Source organism: Micromonospora sp. NPDC049523, from assembly GCF_040676775.1.
GTDB lineage: Bacteria > Actinomycetota > Actinomycetes > Mycobacteriales > Micromonosporaceae > Micromonospora_G.
This window is the reverse complement of the sequence record NZ_JBFAPP010000002.1, coordinates 317286-333901: the sequence shown is the minus strand read 5'-3', so window position 1 is coordinate 333901 and position 16616 is coordinate 317286. Positions and strand designations below refer to the sequence as shown.

12 protein-coding genes and 1 riboswitch are annotated in these 16616 nt (G+C 72.8%); of the genes, 7 read left to right on the top strand and 5 right to left on the bottom strand.

Annotated features, from left to right (window positions below; all coding sequences use genetic code 11):
• Positions 1–83 precede the first annotated feature (83 nt).
• Positions 84–1814 (bottom strand): glycoside hydrolase family 3 protein, encoded by a 1731-nt coding sequence (locus AB0J90_RS04035; protein WP_363591919.1) that lies wholly within the window; start codon positions 1812–1814, stop codon positions 84–86.
• A 60-nt stretch (positions 1815–1874) separates the two neighbouring features.
• A complete protein-coding gene (locus AB0J90_RS04030) occupies positions 1875–2366 on the bottom strand; it encodes a DUF3145 domain-containing protein (protein WP_326556493.1) in 492 nt (163 codons plus the stop codon).
• 382 nt (positions 2367–2748) lie between these two features.
• Between AB0J90_RS04030 and AB0J90_RS04025 the strand changes: the two genes are divergently transcribed.
• The 3 genes from AB0J90_RS04025 (at position 2749) to AB0J90_RS04015 (ending at position 6991) form a co-directional block, all read left to right on the top strand.
• Positions 2749–3078 carry a hypothetical protein gene (locus tag AB0J90_RS04025; protein ID WP_326556492.1) on the top strand — a complete coding sequence of 110 codons (330 nt, stop codon included), beginning with the start codon at positions 2749–2751 and terminating at the stop codon, positions 3076–3078.
• Positions 3079–3292: 214 nt separating this feature from the next.
• A complete protein-coding gene (locus tag AB0J90_RS04020; RefSeq protein ID WP_363591917.1) occupies positions 3293–4468 on the top strand; it encodes an alpha/beta hydrolase in 1176 nt (391 codons plus the stop codon).
• Between the two features lie 402 nt (positions 4469–4870).
• Positions 4871–6991 carry an AAA family ATPase gene (locus tag AB0J90_RS04015; RefSeq protein WP_363591915.1) on the top strand — a complete coding sequence of 707 codons (2121 nt, stop codon included), beginning with the start codon at positions 4871–4873 and terminating at the stop codon, positions 6989–6991.
• 189 nt (positions 6992–7180) lie between these two features.
• On the opposite strand, the gene AB0J90_RS04010 is transcribed toward AB0J90_RS04015, so the two are convergent.
• On the bottom strand, positions 7181–8167 hold the full coding sequence (locus AB0J90_RS04010) for a superoxide dismutase (RefSeq protein WP_363591913.1): 987 nt from the start codon (positions 8165–8167) through the stop codon (positions 7181–7183).
• 205 nt (positions 8168–8372) lie between these two features.
• Here AB0J90_RS04010 and AB0J90_RS04005 point away from each other — a divergent pair, with 205 nt between their 5' ends.
• From AB0J90_RS04005 to AB0J90_RS03995, 3 genes are all read left to right on the top strand, one after another.
• Positions 8373–11123, top strand: a complete 2751-nt coding sequence (locus AB0J90_RS04005; RefSeq protein ID WP_363591911.1) for an FtsX-like permease family protein — start codon at positions 8373–8375, stop codon at positions 11121–11123.
• A 137-nt stretch (positions 11124–11260) separates the two neighbouring features.
• The gene (locus AB0J90_RS04000) at positions 11261–12148 is read left to right on the top strand and encodes a cation diffusion facilitator family transporter (RefSeq protein ID WP_363592181.1); all 888 of its coding nucleotides are present in this window, start codon (positions 11261–11263) and stop codon (positions 12146–12148) included.
• 235 nt (positions 12149–12383) lie between these two features.
• A riboswitch (cyclic di-AMP (ydaO/yuaA leader) is annotated at positions 12384–12514 on the top strand.
• A 7-nt stretch (positions 12515–12521) separates the two neighbouring features.
• Complete coding sequence (locus AB0J90_RS03995) at positions 12522–13595, top strand: hypothetical protein (RefSeq protein WP_363591910.1); 1074 nt, start codon at positions 12522–12524, stop codon at positions 13593–13595.
• A 44-nt stretch (positions 13596–13639) separates the two neighbouring features.
• On the opposite strand, the gene AB0J90_RS03990 is transcribed toward AB0J90_RS03995, so the two are convergent.
• Both AB0J90_RS03990 and AB0J90_RS03985 read right to left on the bottom strand, forming a co-directional pair.
• Positions 13640–14602 carry a hypothetical protein gene (locus AB0J90_RS03990; protein WP_363591908.1) on the bottom strand — a complete coding sequence of 321 codons (963 nt, stop codon included), beginning with the start codon at positions 14600–14602 and terminating at the stop codon, positions 13640–13642.
• 175 nt (positions 14603–14777) lie between these two features.
• Entirely contained in the window at positions 14778–15350 is a 573-nt protein-coding gene (locus tag AB0J90_RS03985; protein ID WP_363591906.1) for a TetR family transcriptional regulator, read from the bottom strand.
• 84 nt (positions 15351–15434) lie between these two features.
• Here AB0J90_RS03985 and AB0J90_RS03980 point away from each other — a divergent pair, with 84 nt between their 5' ends.
• Positions 15435–16499 carry an FAD-dependent monooxygenase gene (locus tag AB0J90_RS03980; protein WP_363591904.1) on the top strand — a complete coding sequence of 355 codons (1065 nt, stop codon included), beginning with the start codon at positions 15435–15437 and terminating at the stop codon, positions 16497–16499.
• Positions 16500–16616: the final 117 nt, after the last annotated feature.

The window sequence follows — 16616 nt, the reverse complement described above, 5'->3', positions numbered from 1 at the left end:
CCAGCAGCGGCTTCCCGGCGGGCCGACGACCGACGTCGCCGAGGCCGCCCGAGCGGGCCCCGGCGACGACCGATCGGTACGCCTCAGGCGGTGCAGGAACTGCGTGGCAGACCGGTCACCGGCACCGGCGACTGACCGGTCGGCCGGGCCTTTCCGGCGAGTACGTCGGCCAGTGCCGCCATCGACACCGCCGTGGACGAGTACGTCGCCAGCAGCACCGGCGACTTCGCCGCGTCGAGCACGTACGGGGTGTCCATCGCGACGGTGACCGCGGCGGCGGTGTTCAGGTCGGAGGCGGCGTCGCCGTACCCGACCAGGTGCACGACCGTGCCGCCCTGTGCGACCACGGTGGCACCGGCGGCACGCAGCGCGTCGGTGAGCGTGGCGGCGGTCTTCTGCCGCCCGTTCGCGGCGGTGACCGTGATCGGCCCGTGCACGGCCGCCTCGGCGCAGGTGCCGCGCAGCGCGGTCACGGACGCGTTCGCCACCTTCCGGGCAGCCTCCCGGTGCGCCGCCGTGTCCAGCGTCGCCATCGGCGGGGCCTGCCGCCCGGCGAGCGTGAACTTCAGCGTCAGCACCCGGGTCACCGCCTCGACCAGCCGGGTACGGGGCAGCGTGCCGTCGCGTACGCCGGCCAGCAGCCCGTCGTACGCCTGGGTCAGGTTCGGCGGCATCAGCAGCAGGTCGTTGCCGGCGTTGATCGCCCGTACCGCGGCCTCGCCCGCCGGGTAGCGCATCGCCGGTGCCATGTTCATCCCGTCGGTGACCACCACGCCCTTGAAGCCGAGCTGCCCGCGGAGCAGGTCGGTGAGCACCTTGTGCGAGAAGGTGGCCGGCACGCCCGGGTCGATCGCCCGTACGTCCAGGTGCCCGGACATGACCAGCCCGGCCCCGGCGGCGATGCCGGTGGTGAACGGCGGCAGGTCACCGCTGTCGAGCGCGGCCCGGTCCTGGGTGAGCTGCGGCAGGTCGTCGTGCGAGTCGGCGGCGGTGTGGCCGTGGCCGGGGAAGTGCTTGAGGGTCGCCGCGACTCCCGCGCCCTGTAGGCCCCGGACGGCGGCGGCGACCTGTTCGCTGGTGACCTTGGGGTCGTCGCCGAAGGACCGGGAGCCGATCACCGCGCTGTGCGCGCCGAGTACGTCGGCGTCGGGGGCGAAGTCGACGTTGATCCCGAGCGCGGCGAGTTCGGTGCCGGCGGCCGACCAGGCGGCCTCGGTCAGGCCGGGGTTACGGGCCGCGCCGAAGGCCATCGCGCTGGGCAGCACCGTCACGCCGGTACCGATCCGGGTGACCACACCGAACTCCTGGTCGGTGCCGATCAGCAGCGGGGCTGCGCCGGCCGGGAGCTTGGCGCCGGCCTCCTGCAACCCGCCGGTCAGCCCGTGCACCTGCGCGACGTTGTCGACGTTCGTGGTGACCTGGTTCTTGCCGGTGGGGTCGTCGGCGGAGAAGCCGACCAGGATGAGCCCGCCCAGCCGGTACTTGGCGATCATCTCGGCCGGGGTCTCCACTCCGGCCAGCGCCTTGTTGCCGGTTGCCGAACCGGGGGTGACCTTGGTGGCCGAGCTGCCGTACGCGTACGGCATGAGCACCTGGCCGACCAGGTCCTCGTCGGTCAGCCGGCCGACCAGCTCGGCCGCCCGCGCTGCCGGATCCGGGCCGCCGGAGGGGCTCGGAGCGGCCGTGGGGCTGGCCGGGACGGTGGGGCTCGCGCCTGCCGTGGTGCCCTGGTCGGATCGACCGGCACAGCCGGTCGCGGTCAGCGCGGCCAGTACGGCAAGCGCGGCGATGGTACGCCGGAGGAGGGTCGGCATCCCGCTATCCCATCAGTTTCCCCCTTATCAGGGCAACTTGACCAGGTCGTCTCCGCATGGTCAGCCGACCCTGGTGAGCAGCGTCACCGGAGCCCCGTCACCGGCGTACCGGTACGGCTCCAGCTCGGCGTCCCACGCCGTGCCGAGCGCCTTGTCCAGGGCGTGCGCCAGCGCCTCGGGAGCCCGTGCCGACGCCATGATGGCGCGCAGCCGGTCCTCGCCGAGCTGGATGTCACCAGCGGCGCCGGTGGTTGCCCGGAACAGCCCGCGTCCGGGGACGTACATGAACCGCTCACCGTCGACCCCGGTGCTCGGCTCCTCGGTGATCTCGAAACGGATCATCGGCCACTGCCGCAGGGCAGCAGCCAGTTCCGCGCCCGTCCCCGGCCGGCCGGACCAACTGCACTCAGCCCGGCGTGCGCCGGGATCGACGGGTTGAACCGTCCAGTGCAGATTGACCGGCACGGTAAGGACGCGCGCGATCGCCCACTCGACGTGTGCACACACGGCGAGTGGGGTCGAGTGGACGTATACGACGCCACGCGTTGGCACGGTGACCTCCCGGAGAGCGAGGTGCGTCTTCCCCTACGACCTCGATCACCAGGCGATGCTGGAACACATGATGACTGCTGTGACGGATGGTGCGCCAGAGAATCGGAATTTTGGCATGCCGGAATAGCCGTACCGCTAGTGGGTGTTCATTCCTCACGACAGGCCGCGGTCGCCGTACGGCTCTCGTGGTCGTGTAAAGTTCACTCGGCGTCCTGTGTCGCCGTGCGTTCGTGGATCCGGTGGCCCAGGCTGCCAACAGCAGGTTCTCCGGTGGCTCCGGCCACCGAACAGCAGTTCGGCGGCCCCCCGGCCACCAAGGCGCGTCCGGCGTGTTGCCGCCGCGCATTCCGTCCTCCCGTTATGTCTGGCAAGGAGCACTTTCGTGGCGAACAACACCTCAAAGACCGCGCGCGCGTCAGTCCGCGCCGGCCAGGCCGGTCAGGGTGGCGCCCTGAGCGTGCTCGGCGAGTTCAAGTACCTGATCCCGCTCAACGGCGGCAAGCACGCCTACGTGCGGAACCTGACCAACGGCAAGACCGTGCACGTGCGCACCGACTCGGACGCCTTCATCGAGGAGCTTCGTCAGCTCGCCGGTGCCGGCCACGCCGTGAAGATCCGCGCTGAGATCGCCGGCTTGGCTGCGGCGTTCCCGGGCGAGGGCTGGGACACCGCTGACAAGCGGCTCGTCGAGGCTGGCGTCTTCACCGCCTGATCGCACTGAACCGAGCGAACGCCTCGGTCCGGCTCCGTGCCGGACCGAGGCGTTTGTCGCTTTTCGCGCAGTCTGACGCAACCACCGCCGACACCTCGTCAGGGTGCGATTGGCCAAGATGACCGTCGGGTAACAACCGGAACGCCGCGACCAAGATCGCGGGTACGCTTGTTACCCGCGGGTACGGCAACCCTCGGACGATCCGGAGGTAGCCATGTCCGACCAACCCCCGACCCAGCGCACCCGGGTCGAGCCGGCCTCCCCCACGCCCGCGACAGCCACCCTGCCCGCCCGCGAGCCGCTCGACACGCCCGAGACGATCGATCCGCTCCACCAACTCGCCGCGCCCGAGACGATCGATCCACTCGACCAAGTCGCCGCGCCCGAGTCACCGGGGCAGGTCGACCCGCCCGAGGGGCTCGACGACGCCGGGGTCGAGCTGTCCGACGGGATCCGGCTGCGGGTCGAGCAGGTCGGACCGGCCACCGCACCGATCACCGTGGTGCTGCTGCACGGCTGGACCCTGGACCACCGGACCTGGCACCGGCAGGTGTCCGCGCTCGTCGAGCACCTGGGCGACGCCGTACGGGTGATCAGCTACGACGCCCGCGGGCACGGCCGGTCCGGCGTGAGCCACCTCGGTACGGCCAACCTCGCCCGACTCGGCGACGATCTTGCCGAACTGCTCTACCGGCTGGCACCGACCGGCCCGGTGGTGCTGGTCGGACACTCGCTCGGCGGCATGACGATCATGGAGTACGCCCACCGCCACCCCGACGACTTCGCCGCCAGGATCGCCGGACTGGTCTTCGTCGCGACCACCGCCGAGGGCCACACCCACACCTGTTACGGCCTGCCCACCCGCCTCACCTGGCTGATCCGGCTCGCCGAGACCACCGGTGCCGGCGTACTGGCCCGCTGCGGCGGCCTGCGTACGCCCCAACCGGTGTTGCAGGCGCTGCGGCCGAGCCTGCGCTGGCTGCTCTTCGGCGACGACTGCGCACCGGAGGACATCCGGCTGACCACCTCGGCGGTGGCGCGCGCGGCACTGGTCGCGATCGGCGGGCTACGGTCCTCGATCGGCCGGCAGCACCGTCTGGACACCCTCACCGCCCTCGGTGACCTGCCGGTGGCCGCACTGGTCGGCGACCGGGACCGGCTCACCCCGCCGCGCTGCACCGAGTCGATCGTCGACGCGCTCCCGGACACCGAACTGACGGTCTGTCCGGGCGCCGGGCACATGCTCATGCTGGAACGCCCGGACGAGGTGAACGCCGCACTGCTGGAGGTGGTCCGCCGCGCACTCGCGCCGATCCCCACCCAACGACGGCCCGCCCACACCGAGCCGTCCGGGCGGCGGCACACCGAGCCGCCCGGCCCGCCACACTGAGCCGCCCGGCCCGGCACGCTGAGCCATCCCGGCCGCCACACTGAGCCGCCCGGGCCGGCACGCTGAGCCGTCCCGGCCGGCACGCTGAGTCATCCGGGCCGGCGGCGGACCGACCGCTCCCGGGTCGGCGGGAAGATCTCCCGTCGGGCAGCCGGACCGGGCGGGAAGATTCCGCGGAGCCCTTCCGTTGGGTTGGTGCGGGCCCCGGACGGGCCCGGTTCGGGGCACGGGTGGGGCGTCCGGACGACCGGTCGGGGCACGATCGGGCGATCGGCGCGGAACGACCGGACGGTAACCCCGTACCCTCGCATCCTGGCAATCCTGCGCGTCCGCGCCTCCGCCCGGCCCGATCGGACCGGCTCGGCGGCGCGACCCGCGACCGACCAACCGGGAGTCTGCACGTTGACCGACCTCACCACCCTGCAACAGGAGATGGCCGCCGAGCAGCGCCATCTCGACCTGGTCTACGCCCGGCTGGCCCAGCTGCGCCAGACCGCCGTCCAGGCTGAGCAGGAGGGTTACCAGCTCGCCCGGGTGGGCAACTTCGGCGCGCTCGTCGAACGGGACGCGATGGTCTTCCACGCCGCCCGGCGCCGCCAGTCGCTCGACGCCGAGCACGAGGGGCTGGTCTTCGGCCGGCTGGACCTGCGCGACCGGCAGGTGCTGCACGTCGGTCGGCTCGGCGTACGCGGTGAGCGGGCCGAGCCGCTGGTGATCGACTGGCGGGCACCCGCCGCCGCGGCGTTCTACCAGGCCACCCCCGCCGACCCGCGCGGAGTGGTCCGGCGACGGATGATCCAGTCGGCCAACGAGAAGGTGACCCGGATCGAGGACGACCTGCTCGACCCGGGCGCCGCGCCGCCCGACATGCGGGTGGTCGGGGACGGGGCACTGCTCGCGTCGCTGGCCAAGGCGACCGGCCGGGGCATGCGCGACATCGTCGCCACCATCCAGCGCGAGCAGGACGAGGCGATCCGCTCCCCCGCCGGTGGCGTCACGATCGTCTCCGGCGGACCGGGGACCGGCAAGACCGCGGTCGCCCTGCACCGGGCCGCCTACCTGCTCTACTCCGACCGGAACCGGTTCGCCGGTGGCGGCGTGCTGGTGGTCGGTCCGTCCGGGGTGTTCGTCGAGTACATCGCCTCCGTACTGCCCTCGCTCGGCGAGGAGACCGCCACCCTGCACTCGCTCGGCTCACTCTTCCCCGGCGTGGTCGCCACGCGTACGGACCCGACCGCGGTCGCGGCGATCAAGGGTTCGCTGCGGATGCGCCGGGTGCTGGAACGGGCCGCCCACGACACGGTCCCCGGCGGCCCCACCGAACTGCGCCTGCTCTACCGGGGCGAACTGCTCCGGCTCGGTGCCGGCGAACTGGACTCGATCCGGGTCCGGGCACTGCCCCGAGGTGCCCGCCGCAACGAGGTACGCCGGGCCGGGATCGACGGCCTGTTCAACGCGCTCTGGACGCAGGCGCAGCGGATGCGGGCCGGCCGCCTGCCGGAGCGCCGCGAGTTCGAGGGTGAACTTGCCGAACGCGGCGATTTCCGGGACTTCATCCGGGCCTGGTGGCCCCAACTGCACCCGTGGCACGTGATGGGCTGGATGACCCGGCCGGAGCGGCTGCAGGCGTACGCGTCGGGGATCCTGTCCAACCGGGAGATCCGGGCGCTGAGCGCGTCGTGGCGGACCCTGGACGCCGACGGGCCGACCATCGCCGACGTGGCCATCCTGGACGAGTTGGACGAGTTGCTCGGCAAGCCGCTGCGGGCGGCGAAGCGTCGGCGCGATCCGTACCTGCTCGGCGGTGGGGTACGCGAGCTGAGCACGTACGCCGATCGGCAGCGCGCCGAGCGGGCGCGGGTCGAACGGCCGGAGGACTACCAGGAGTACGCCCACGTGGTGGTGGACGAGTCCCAGGACGTGTCGCCGATGCAGTGGCGGATGCTCGGCCGGCGCGGTCGGCTCGCCTCCTGGACCGTGGTCGGCGACCCGGCTCAGACCGCGTGGACCGGCGATGCCCGCGAGCTGTCCCAGTCCCGGGACAAGGCGCTCGGCCGCCGCCCCCGGCACGACTTCACCCTCTCCACGAACTACCGCAACCCGGCGGAGATCTTCGAGGTGGCCGCGGCGGTGATCCGGGAGGTCGCCCCCGATCTGCCGCTGCCGACCGCGGTGCGTTCGACCGGGGTCGAGCCGATCGAACTGGTCGTACCGCCGGAGGAGCTGGCCGCCACGACCGTCAAGGCGGTGACGGACCTGCTCGCCGAGGTCCAGGGCACGGTCGGGGTGATCACCCCGGTGCCGCGCCGGGAGGAGGTCGCGGGCTGGCTGCAACACCTGGCCGAACCGCGCCTCCAGGTGGTCACCAGCCTCCAGGCCAAGGGCATGGAGTACGACGGGGTCGCCCTGATCGCCCCCACCGAGATCCGCACGGACTCCGAATCCGGCGTACGCACCCTCTACGTAGCCCTCTCCCGCGCCACCCAACGCCTAACCACCATCGACCCCACCCCAACCCCCTAACCCCCACCCCCACCCCGCCCCACCCCCCACCCCCCACCACTCGTCGATCTTGCAGTTGTGGTGCCCGGACTGTTCCGAAGAGTCCGGTTCATCCACCGCCACAACTGCAAGATCGACGGGACGGGGGGCGGGGACGGGGGGGGCGGGGGCGGGGGATGGGGGGCGGGGGATGGTGGGCGGGGCGGGGGGTCAGGGGCGCGGGATGGATGTGGTGGTGTATGGGGTGGTGGCGGTGGGTGGGGTGGTGAAGCGGGCGTTGGGGAGGTAGAGGCGGTTGGCGTAGGCGGCGATCGTGGTCGGTACGTCGAAGGTGGGGGAGGTCAGCTTCTCCACCAGGCGGGCGCTGGTGCCGGTGCGGTCGAGTTCGAACACGGCGACGGTGTTCAGGCGGTTCTGCACCACGTAGAGGGTGCGTCCCTCGCGGAGCAGGCCGTCGCCGTTGGTCAGCAACTCCCCGCCCAGGTCGACGGTCTTGGTCACCCCGGTGGCCGGGTCGACCCGGAAGAGCAGGCCGGTGCCGGACTGCACGATCAGCAGCCCGCGCCCGTCCGGCGTGGTCACGATGCCGTTGGCGTTGACCCCGGCGCCGTAGACGATATCGCCGGTCAGCGGCAGCGTGACCACCTCGTCGGCGTCGGGCAGGCCACCCCACCGGTCCAGCGGCAGCTTGTACAGGACGGGGTTGGTCGAGTCGGTGAACCAGGCCGCGTCCGACGTGAGCACCACGTCGTTGACGAAGCTCGGTACGGAGCTGAACTGGTAGCTGGCCAGCAGTTCCCCGGTGAACGCGTTGACCACCCGGGCGGTAGCGCCGGTGGCGGTGTTACCGCCGCTGACGAACAGGCGCCCGCGCAGGTCCACCTTGAGCCCCAGGGACGGGGTGCCCGAACCGGGGTTGATCACTTCACCCCGGCCGGTGAGCAGGCTGACCCGGTAGATGGCGCCGGTGGCGCGCGAGCCGAAGAAGGCGTACGGCAGCGCCCCGATCGCGATCCCCTCCGGCTGGAACCCGTCCGGCAGTGCGAACGTACCGGGGAAGAACGTGCCGGCTCGGTTCGTGGCGACCGGCGTCGCGCTTTCGGCGCTCGGGGCGGCTGCGGCCGGGGCGGCGGCCACCAGTACGCCGGTCAGTGTCATCGCGGCAAACAGGACGGTGGTGCGGGGTCGAACTCGCATCCTCGATCTCCTCCCCCGCCGTTGCGGCGGGCATCGGCTGATGTCGGTGTGTGTGCCGCGTTCGATGTTGCCCGCTCGATCCGCCGGTCGCCACCGCACGGCAGGGCGGCAACCGGCAGCGAAGCAGTACCGGGCAGCAGAGGGGTCAGTCCGGCTGCCCGGCTGTAAGGGACGGGACATCCGGACGTGGCGGGACGGACGGCCGGTGACGGAGCATTGGGCCGATGACGGAACATTGGCCGATGACGGGACGCTGGTCGGGGTGAGCTGGCCGCTACTGCGCCTGGCCGTGGCCGGGCTGCGGGCCCATGCCGTACGGCTGGTGCTGACCGCGTTCGCGGTGGTCGTCGGGGTCAGTTTCCTGGCCGGCACGCTGGTCTACGGCGACACCGCCCGGGCCGCCTTCTACGACGACCTGGCCCGGTCGGCCCGGAACGTGGACGTGGTGGTGGAGCCCGCCGAGACGCTGGTGTCGGCCGAGACGGTGGACCGGATCCGGGCGGTCGACGGGGTGGCCGAGGTGGACGGTCGGGTGATCGCCTGGCTGGGCCTGCTCGACCGGGACGGCCGGCTGCTGACCCAGCAGGGTCACGTCGGTTATGGACTGTCCCTGCCCGGTACGGCGGCGCTCGCCCCGTACGACGTGGCGGCGGGGCGGCTGCCGTCGGCGGCCGGTGAGGTCGCGGTGGACAAGACCACGGTGGCCGGTACGGGTTTCACGCTCGGTGCCCCGGTGACCCTGCTCGACCAGGCCGGTACGCCACACCGGTTGACCCTGGTCGGGGTGCTGGACCTCGGCGTGAACCGCCTCTTCGGCGGCTCCCCGGTGGCCGCGCTGGCCGAACCCGACCTGACCCGGTTGACCGGCACCCAGCGGTACGCCCAGGTGGTGATCCGGGCCGAGCCGGGCGTCGACCCGCAGACGCTGGCCAGCCGGGTGGCGCAGGTGACCGGTGACCCGCGCCTGGTGGTGCTGACCGGCGACCGGCTCCGGCAGCAGCTTGCCGAACAGGCCGGCAAGTACGTCGACGGTTTCCTGGCGGTGCTGATCGGGTTCGGCCTGGTCTCGCTGACCGTGTCGGCGTTCGTCATCTACAACACCTTCGCCATCCTGGCCGCCCAGCGGGTACGAGAGCTGAGCCTGCTGCGCTGCGTCGGCGCCTCCCGCCGCCAGGTCGGTACCTCGGTGCTGCTGGAGGCGCTGGCGCTGGGTCTGCTGGCGTCGCTGGGCGGGCTGGCGATGAGTCTGCTGGTCGGCTACGGGCTGATCTGGGGGCGGGAGTTGGTCGCGACCGACATCCCGCTGCACGCGCCGGTGGTGCGTTGGCCGACGGTGGCGGTGGCGATCGGCTTCGGCACGCTGGTGGCGGTGCTGGCTGCGCTCGTACCGGCACTGGGCGCGGGGCGGGTGCCGCCGCTGGCCGCGCTGCACGGCAGCGCCACCGCCGAGTTGCGCGGTTCGACCGGTCGACGCGCACGGGTCCGGCTGCTGGTCGCCGCCGGGCTGGCCGGGGCGGGCCTGCTGGCGATCATGATCGGGGTGCCGATGGCCTTCCCGGGGCTGCCGCTGGTGCTCGGCGGCGGGATGATCGTCTTCCTCGGGGCGGTGGTGGCGGCTCCGTTGCTGGTGCCGCGCGCGGTGGGCGTACTGGGGTGGCTGCCGGCGCGGCTGTTCGGACCGGTGGCCCGGCTGGCGGTGGTGAACGCGCGGCGCAACCCCCGCCGGGCCGCCGCGACGACCATGGCGCTGACCGTGGGGGTGGCGCTGATGTCGATGTTCGCGGTGCTGCTGGAGACCGCCCGGGACCAGACCGGGCGGGAGCTGACCGAGAACTTCCCGGTGGACTTCGTGCTCGACCGGGCCCGGGTCGACGGCACACCCGGGGTGACCCGCGGTGCGCTGCCGGCGGATCTGGCCGGCGTACTCCGGGCCGACCCGGCGTTCGCGACGGTGGCCGAGGTCCGGTTGGCGCCGGCACCGGCGGACCCGCAGGTCCGGGTCTGGTCGGTGCCGCCGGAGCAGTTGCGCGGGCCGATCCGGCCGGAGGTGACCGAGGGTGACCTGGCCGACCTGCGGCCGGGCACGGTCGCCCTGGACCGCCGGGTGGCGCAGGCCCGCAACCTCGGCCTGGGCGACCGCTTCCCGCTCGGCCTCCCCGCCACCGCGAGCGACACCGACACCGCGGGAACCAGCGCCACCGCGAGCGCCACGGCCACCGCGAACGCCACTGCGAGCGCCACTGCGAGCGCCACGGCTACCGCGAACGCCACCGCCGTCGGGAGCCCGACCGGCGGCGCGGACGGGTCGGGCTCGTTGCTCGTGGTCGCGCTCTACGACGATGCGCCGACGAGTGGGGCGGCGCTGGTCGAGTGGGGCCAGTTCACCGCCGCGTACGGGGCCGGCGCGCCGAACCAGTTGCTGATCGACCTGGCCCCCGGCGTCGGTACGGCAGCCGGCCGGCAGGCGCTGGACGGGCTGCTGCGGGCGTACCCGGTGGTGCGGCTGAGCAGTGCGGCCGACCAGGCGGACGCGTTGTCGGCCTCGCTGGACGAGTTGCTCGGCATCTTCGCCGCGCTGCTCGGCATGTCGGTGCTGATCGCGCTGTTCGGGATCAGCAACACGCTCTCGCTGTCGGTGTTCGAACGTACCCGTGAATCGGCCACGCTCCGGGCGCTGGGGCTGTCGCGGCGGCAGCTCGGTCGCCTGCTGCTGGCCGAGGCGGCGCTGATCGCGCTGGTCGGCGCGCTGGCCGGGATCGCCCTGGGGGTTGGCGTCGGCTGGACCGCGGCACTCGGACTGATCAGCAGCTACGGGCACGGGCTGCCGGTCGTACCGGTGGGGCAGCTCGCCCTCTGCACGGGCCTGGCCTGCGGCGCGGCGGTGCTGGCCGGGCTGCTGCCGGCCCGCCGGGCGAGCCGGGCACCGATAGTGGCGGCGATGGCGAACGAGGGCTGAGCCGCCCTGCTCCCCCGGTGCCGGTTCCGGTCCAACCCGCTGGCACACATTGCGATATCAGCATATGTTGGGCCATAGTGGGACCGGCGACGGAGGGTGTGTGCGTGGGCGCGGGTCATGACCACGGCGCGCAGGCGATGCGCGCCGCCGAGCGGCACCGGGGACGGCTCTGGTTCGCCTTCGGGCTGCTCGTCGTGTTCATGGTCGTCGAGGCGGTCGCCGCCCTGGCCACCGACTCACTGGCCCTGCTCTCCGACGCCGGGCACATGTTCACCGACGTACTCGGGATCGGGATGGCGCTGGCCGCGATGACCGCGACCCGGCGTGCCACCGACGACCCGCAGCGGACCTTCGGCCTCTACCGGCTGGAGGTGCTCGCGGCGCTGGCCAACGCGGTGCTGCTCTTCGGCGTCGCGATCTACGTGCTGGTCGAGGCGGCCCGCCGGTTCGGCCAGGACCACCCACCGACCGTGCTGGCCGGGCCGATGCTGGTGGTCGCCATCCTCGGCCTGCTGGCCAACCTGGTCGCCTTCGCGCTGCTGCGCCCCGGGGCACGGGAGAGCATCAACCTGCGCGGCGCCTACCTGGAAGCGCTCGGCGACATGCTCGGCTCGGCCGGGGTCATCGTCGCGGCGCTGGTGATCGCGAACACCGGCTGGTGGTGGGCCGACCCGGTGGTCGCGGTCGCGATCGGCGTGTTCATCCTGCCCCGGACGTGGCGACTGGCCCGAGCCGCGATCCGGATCCTGGTGCAGGCCGCGCCGGAGCACCTCGACGTGCCCACGGTGGCGGCCCGGCTCTGTGCCGTACCGGGTGTCGCCAACGTGCACGACCTGCACGTCTGGACACTCACCTCGGGCATGGAGGTCGCCTCGGCGCACCTCACCCTCTCCGCCGGTGCCGAGGTCGGCGCGGTGCTGGCCGCCGCCCGAGGGGCGCTGCACGACGACTTCGACATCGCGCACGCCACCCTCCAGGTCGAGCCCGGCAGCGCCACCGAGAACTGCGGCCCCGCCGACTGGTGAACCCCGATCCGGTACGCACCTCCAGCCGGCTTGCCCCTTACCGGCACCCGCAACCCGACCACTCTTCGCTTTCCTCGTCCTTAAATTTTGTCCCCCGACCGGGTGAAGTTTTCAGTTTATATCCGGCATATCATTTCGATTCATTAGCCGACGCCGACGAGCCAACACTGTCCGTACTGGACCCGGCCGGTAGGCTCGGCTCCGGTCTCCGCCGGGCGGCGCCCTCCGGCGCCTGCGGTGACCGTCGCCTAATCGCACATGCGAGCCGGGGAACCATCGCGTCATTGGGGTGCATCCGCGTCAGCGGTAGGGATCTTCCGTCCCGAACCCGTCAGCTAACCCGGTCGGCGGCTGACGGAAGGACGTGCACCGAATGCCATTGTTGGCGCCCGTACGACCCCGCTATCCGCGCGCGGTCCGCACCGCGATCGCGGTCACCCTCACTTTGTTGGCCAGCGCCTTCACCCCCGCCGCCGCGCTGGCCGCACCCGCTGCGACGCGCACCGCCGTACTCGCCGCCGCCCCCGGCGGCACCGACGACGAGGGCGGCAGCGACAGCCTCCGGGAGCAACTCGACGTCGCGGCCAAGGGCTATCTCGACGCCCAGGCGGCGCTGGACAACTCCACCAAGCGGCAGCAGCAACTCGCCGCGCACCTGGGCACCCTGGAGGCCGAGCTGGTCACCCGTACCCAGACGGTCGGCGAACTGGCCGGCATGGCGTACCGCACCGGCCGGCTGGGCCCGCTCACCGCCCTGCTCAACAGCAACTCGCCGGACGGTTTCCTGGACCGCGCCGCGTCGCTGGGCACGGTCGCCGCGAACGAGGACCGCCAGCTCCGCAACCTGATCGAGGTACGCGACAAGGAGGCCCGGGCCAAGGCGGCGATCGACAACGAGATCCGGGAACAACGCAAGCAGCTCGACATCATGGCCAAGCGCAAGCAGCAGGCCGAACGAGCGCTGGCCGCGGCCGGCAGCGGCGGCTCCAGCCCCGGGGTCACCGGCACCACCACCGCCGCCACGGCCAAGCCCGCGCCGCGCAACTCGGACGGGTCGTGGCCGAAGGAGTCGTGCAGCGTCAACGACCCGACCACCACCGGCTGCATCACCCCGCGCACCCTGAACGCGATGAACCAGGCCAAGGCGGCCGGCTTCACCCGCTTCGTCTCCTGCCACCGCACCGGCGGCTCGGGTGAACACCCGAAGGGCCGGGCCTGCGACTTCGCGGCGGAGAAGGGCGGCTTCGGCGGCGTCGCCACCGGCGGCGACAAGACGTACGGCGACAACCTCGCCGCGTACTTCGTCAAGAACGCCAGCCGCCTCGGCGTGCTTTACGTGATCTGGTTCAAGCAGATCTGGTTACCCGGCAGCGGCTGGAAGGCCTACAACGGCGGCGGCGACCCCTCCAGCAACCACACCAACCACGTCCACCTCTCCGTGAACTGACCACTGCGCTGCCCCCTCCTCGGCGGCGGGGAGGGGGCAGCGGGTCAGTGGTTGGCGTTCCAGAACCCGATGAGGGTGGCGGTCCACCAGCCGAGTTGGCTGACCGTCGCGGCCAGGGCACCGGGGAGCAGGTCGGGCCAGGGCAGAGGGTTGTCACCGGCGCGGGCGAGGCGGTCGCGTACGCGGCCGAGGAACAGCCCGTTGATCCCCACCGCGAGTACGGCGAGCAGCTTGAGCTGCACCAGCCCGGACGAGGTGTCGGGGCGCAGTGCGGCACCGCTGGCGACCAGCCCCAGCAGCCCCAGCCAGATCAGCACGTGCACCCCGTGCGCCATGCCCAGCACCGTGCCCAGCCGTTCCCGGCGCAGCAGCCAGCGCAAACTGAACCAGTCCACGGTGAGTACGGCTCCGAAGCCGACCACGAGGCACGCCAGATGGCAGAAGAGCGCGAACGACCGCCAGCCCGGACCGACGCTGAGGTGCGGGGCGACGAGCACCACGACCAGCCAGCCGAGGACGACGGCGGCGATCGAGCCGATCCGCGCCCCCCGACCGGCCGGCCGACGGTGGCCACCCCGCCAACCCGCCGCCGGACCAGACCCCGGTTCGGAACGACCGGCAGGGGACCCCGATCCGCGCCCGGCCGGAGAAGCTGTCTCGCGGGCGGCGGCGGGTGGTGCGTCGGCACCGACGGGACGCGGTGTCAGGTGATCGGTGGATGATGCTGGTCGGTGGCCGTCGGCGGTGGTCGGAGCCGGGCGGTCGCCGGTGGGCGTGGAGCGGGCATCCTGCCTCGACGCTCCGGGACGGGTACGGCGGCTCGCCGGGTCGGCGCGGTCGTACCGGCCGGGCAGGGTGGGGCGATGTCCGGCGCGCTGCCGCGCGAGGGCGTACTCGGGCGCGTACTCCTTCGCCGGGGCCGGCGCGTACTCCCGCTCGGGCGCAGGTCCGCGGTCGACTTCTGCGGCGTCGGTGCTGTGCCGCCCGGGGGTACGGAGGTCAGACATCCGGACCGGCGGTTCCCGCAACCGGCATGGTGGTTCCTCCGCTCGCTCGGACCGGGTCGGCTCGGAACCGGGTCGACCGGGAGGGGACCAACCGGCCCCTCCTGTTCAGGAGACTCGGCGGGGGCGGCGGCGCAACAGAAACTTGCCCGACAAGACGTAGCCGGCTGCCGGCCGATCAGGGGAGGGCGGCGCGCGGGGGTGCGATGGCGCCGAGCAGGAGGCGCAGTCCGGGGGTCGGGTCGAAGGCCGGGTCGGGGAAGGCGAGCTGGTGCATGATCACGCCGTCCATGTGGTCGAGCATGAGCCGGCAGTGTCGCTCCGGGTCCGGTGAGCCGACCGCGCGCAGCCAGGGTGCGCCCCAGCGGACCAGTTCAGCGTTGCCCTGGCCGAGGTCGGCCTGCAACTGCGGGCGGACCGCGGCGTCCAGGCAGAGGGCGAGGCGGGCGACCGTACGCGACCGCCCGGCACCGACCGCCGTACGCACGAAGTCGGCGAGCAACCGGGCCAGCTCGTCGAGGTCGGCGGGGTGGACCGCGCCGGTCGTACGCTGCCAGTCCGCCCGGTCCAGCGCGGCCAGCCGGGCGACCACGCCACCGAGCAGGGCGTCGCGGGTACGGAAGTGGTTGGACGCGGATCCGGCGGGCAGCCCGGCCTCGGCGTCGACGGCCCGGTGGGTGAGCTGGCGCAGCCCCTGTCCGCCGAGCACGCGGATGGCGGCGTCGGTGAGTTGGTCCTGCCGGGACGACATCCGCTCACCCTAACGGACTACGCCCGTAGTCAGTTTCACTACAGCCGTAGTGACATCCCACTACAGCCGTAGTACGGTCCGCCCATGACAAAACGAGCGGGCATCATCGGCGGCGGCATCGGCGGACTCGCGACAGCGATCATGTTGCAGCGGGCCGGCTGGACGGTACGGGTCTTCGAGAAGGCACCCTCCCTCGTCGGCACCGGCACCGCGCTCGGCATGTGGCCGGCATCGCTGCGCGCCCTCGACGCCCTCGGCCTCGGCGAGGACGTACGTCAGCGCGGCGCGCGGCAGCACCACGGCAACTTCCTGCGCCCGGACGGCAGCCGGATCGCCCGCCTCGACGTGGGTGCGATGGCCCGACGCAGCGGCGACTCGGTGTACCTGATCTCCCGACCGGCCCTGCTCGGGCTGCTCGCCGGGGCGCTCGCCCCCGCGACGGTCAGCTTCGACAGCCCGGTGACCGACCTGGCCGCGTACCGAACCGGGTTCGACGTGATGGTGGCCGCCGACGGCGTGTTCAGCCGTACCCGTACGGCGATCTTCGGGCCGGGCAGCGCGGCCCGCTACGTGGGCGCGACCGCCTGGCGGGGCACCGTGGACGGGGCGACCGACGCGGTCAACGAGACCTGGGGCCGCGGGCAGCGCTTCGGCATCACCCCGCGCGAGGACGGCCGGACCAACTGGTACGCCACCGCGCTGACCCCGCCGGGCGGACGCTCGCCGGAGGGCGAGTCGGGGGCGCTGCGGGCCAGGTTCGGTGACTGGCACGCGGGCGTACAACAGGTGTTGAGCCGGCTGCGGCCGGCGGAGATCCTGCGCCACGACCTCTACCAGCTCACCCCGCCGCTGCCGAGCTACCTCGACGGCAACGTGGTCCTGATCGGCGACGCGGCCCACGCGATGACCCCCGATCTGGGGCGGGGTGCCGGGGAGGCACTGGTCGACGCGGTGACGCTCGGACGGTGCCTGACCGGCGCCGCTTCGATCGCCGCCGGCCTGGCCGAGTACGACAACCTGCGTCGCCGGCCGACCCAGCGGCTGGCCCGGCTCTCGCACCGGGTCGGCCGGGTCGCCCAGGCCCGCCGGTTCACCCCGCTACGCGACGCCGCGGTCCGCCTCGCCCTCTCCTTCGGCCCGCCCGCCTGAGCCACACCGCCCTTCGGCCCGCCCGCCTGAGCCGCACCGCCCTTCGGCCCGCCCGCCTGAGCCGCACCGACAAGACCACGCGATAAGTCTGTTATTGGATGATCTGCCACGGATCGA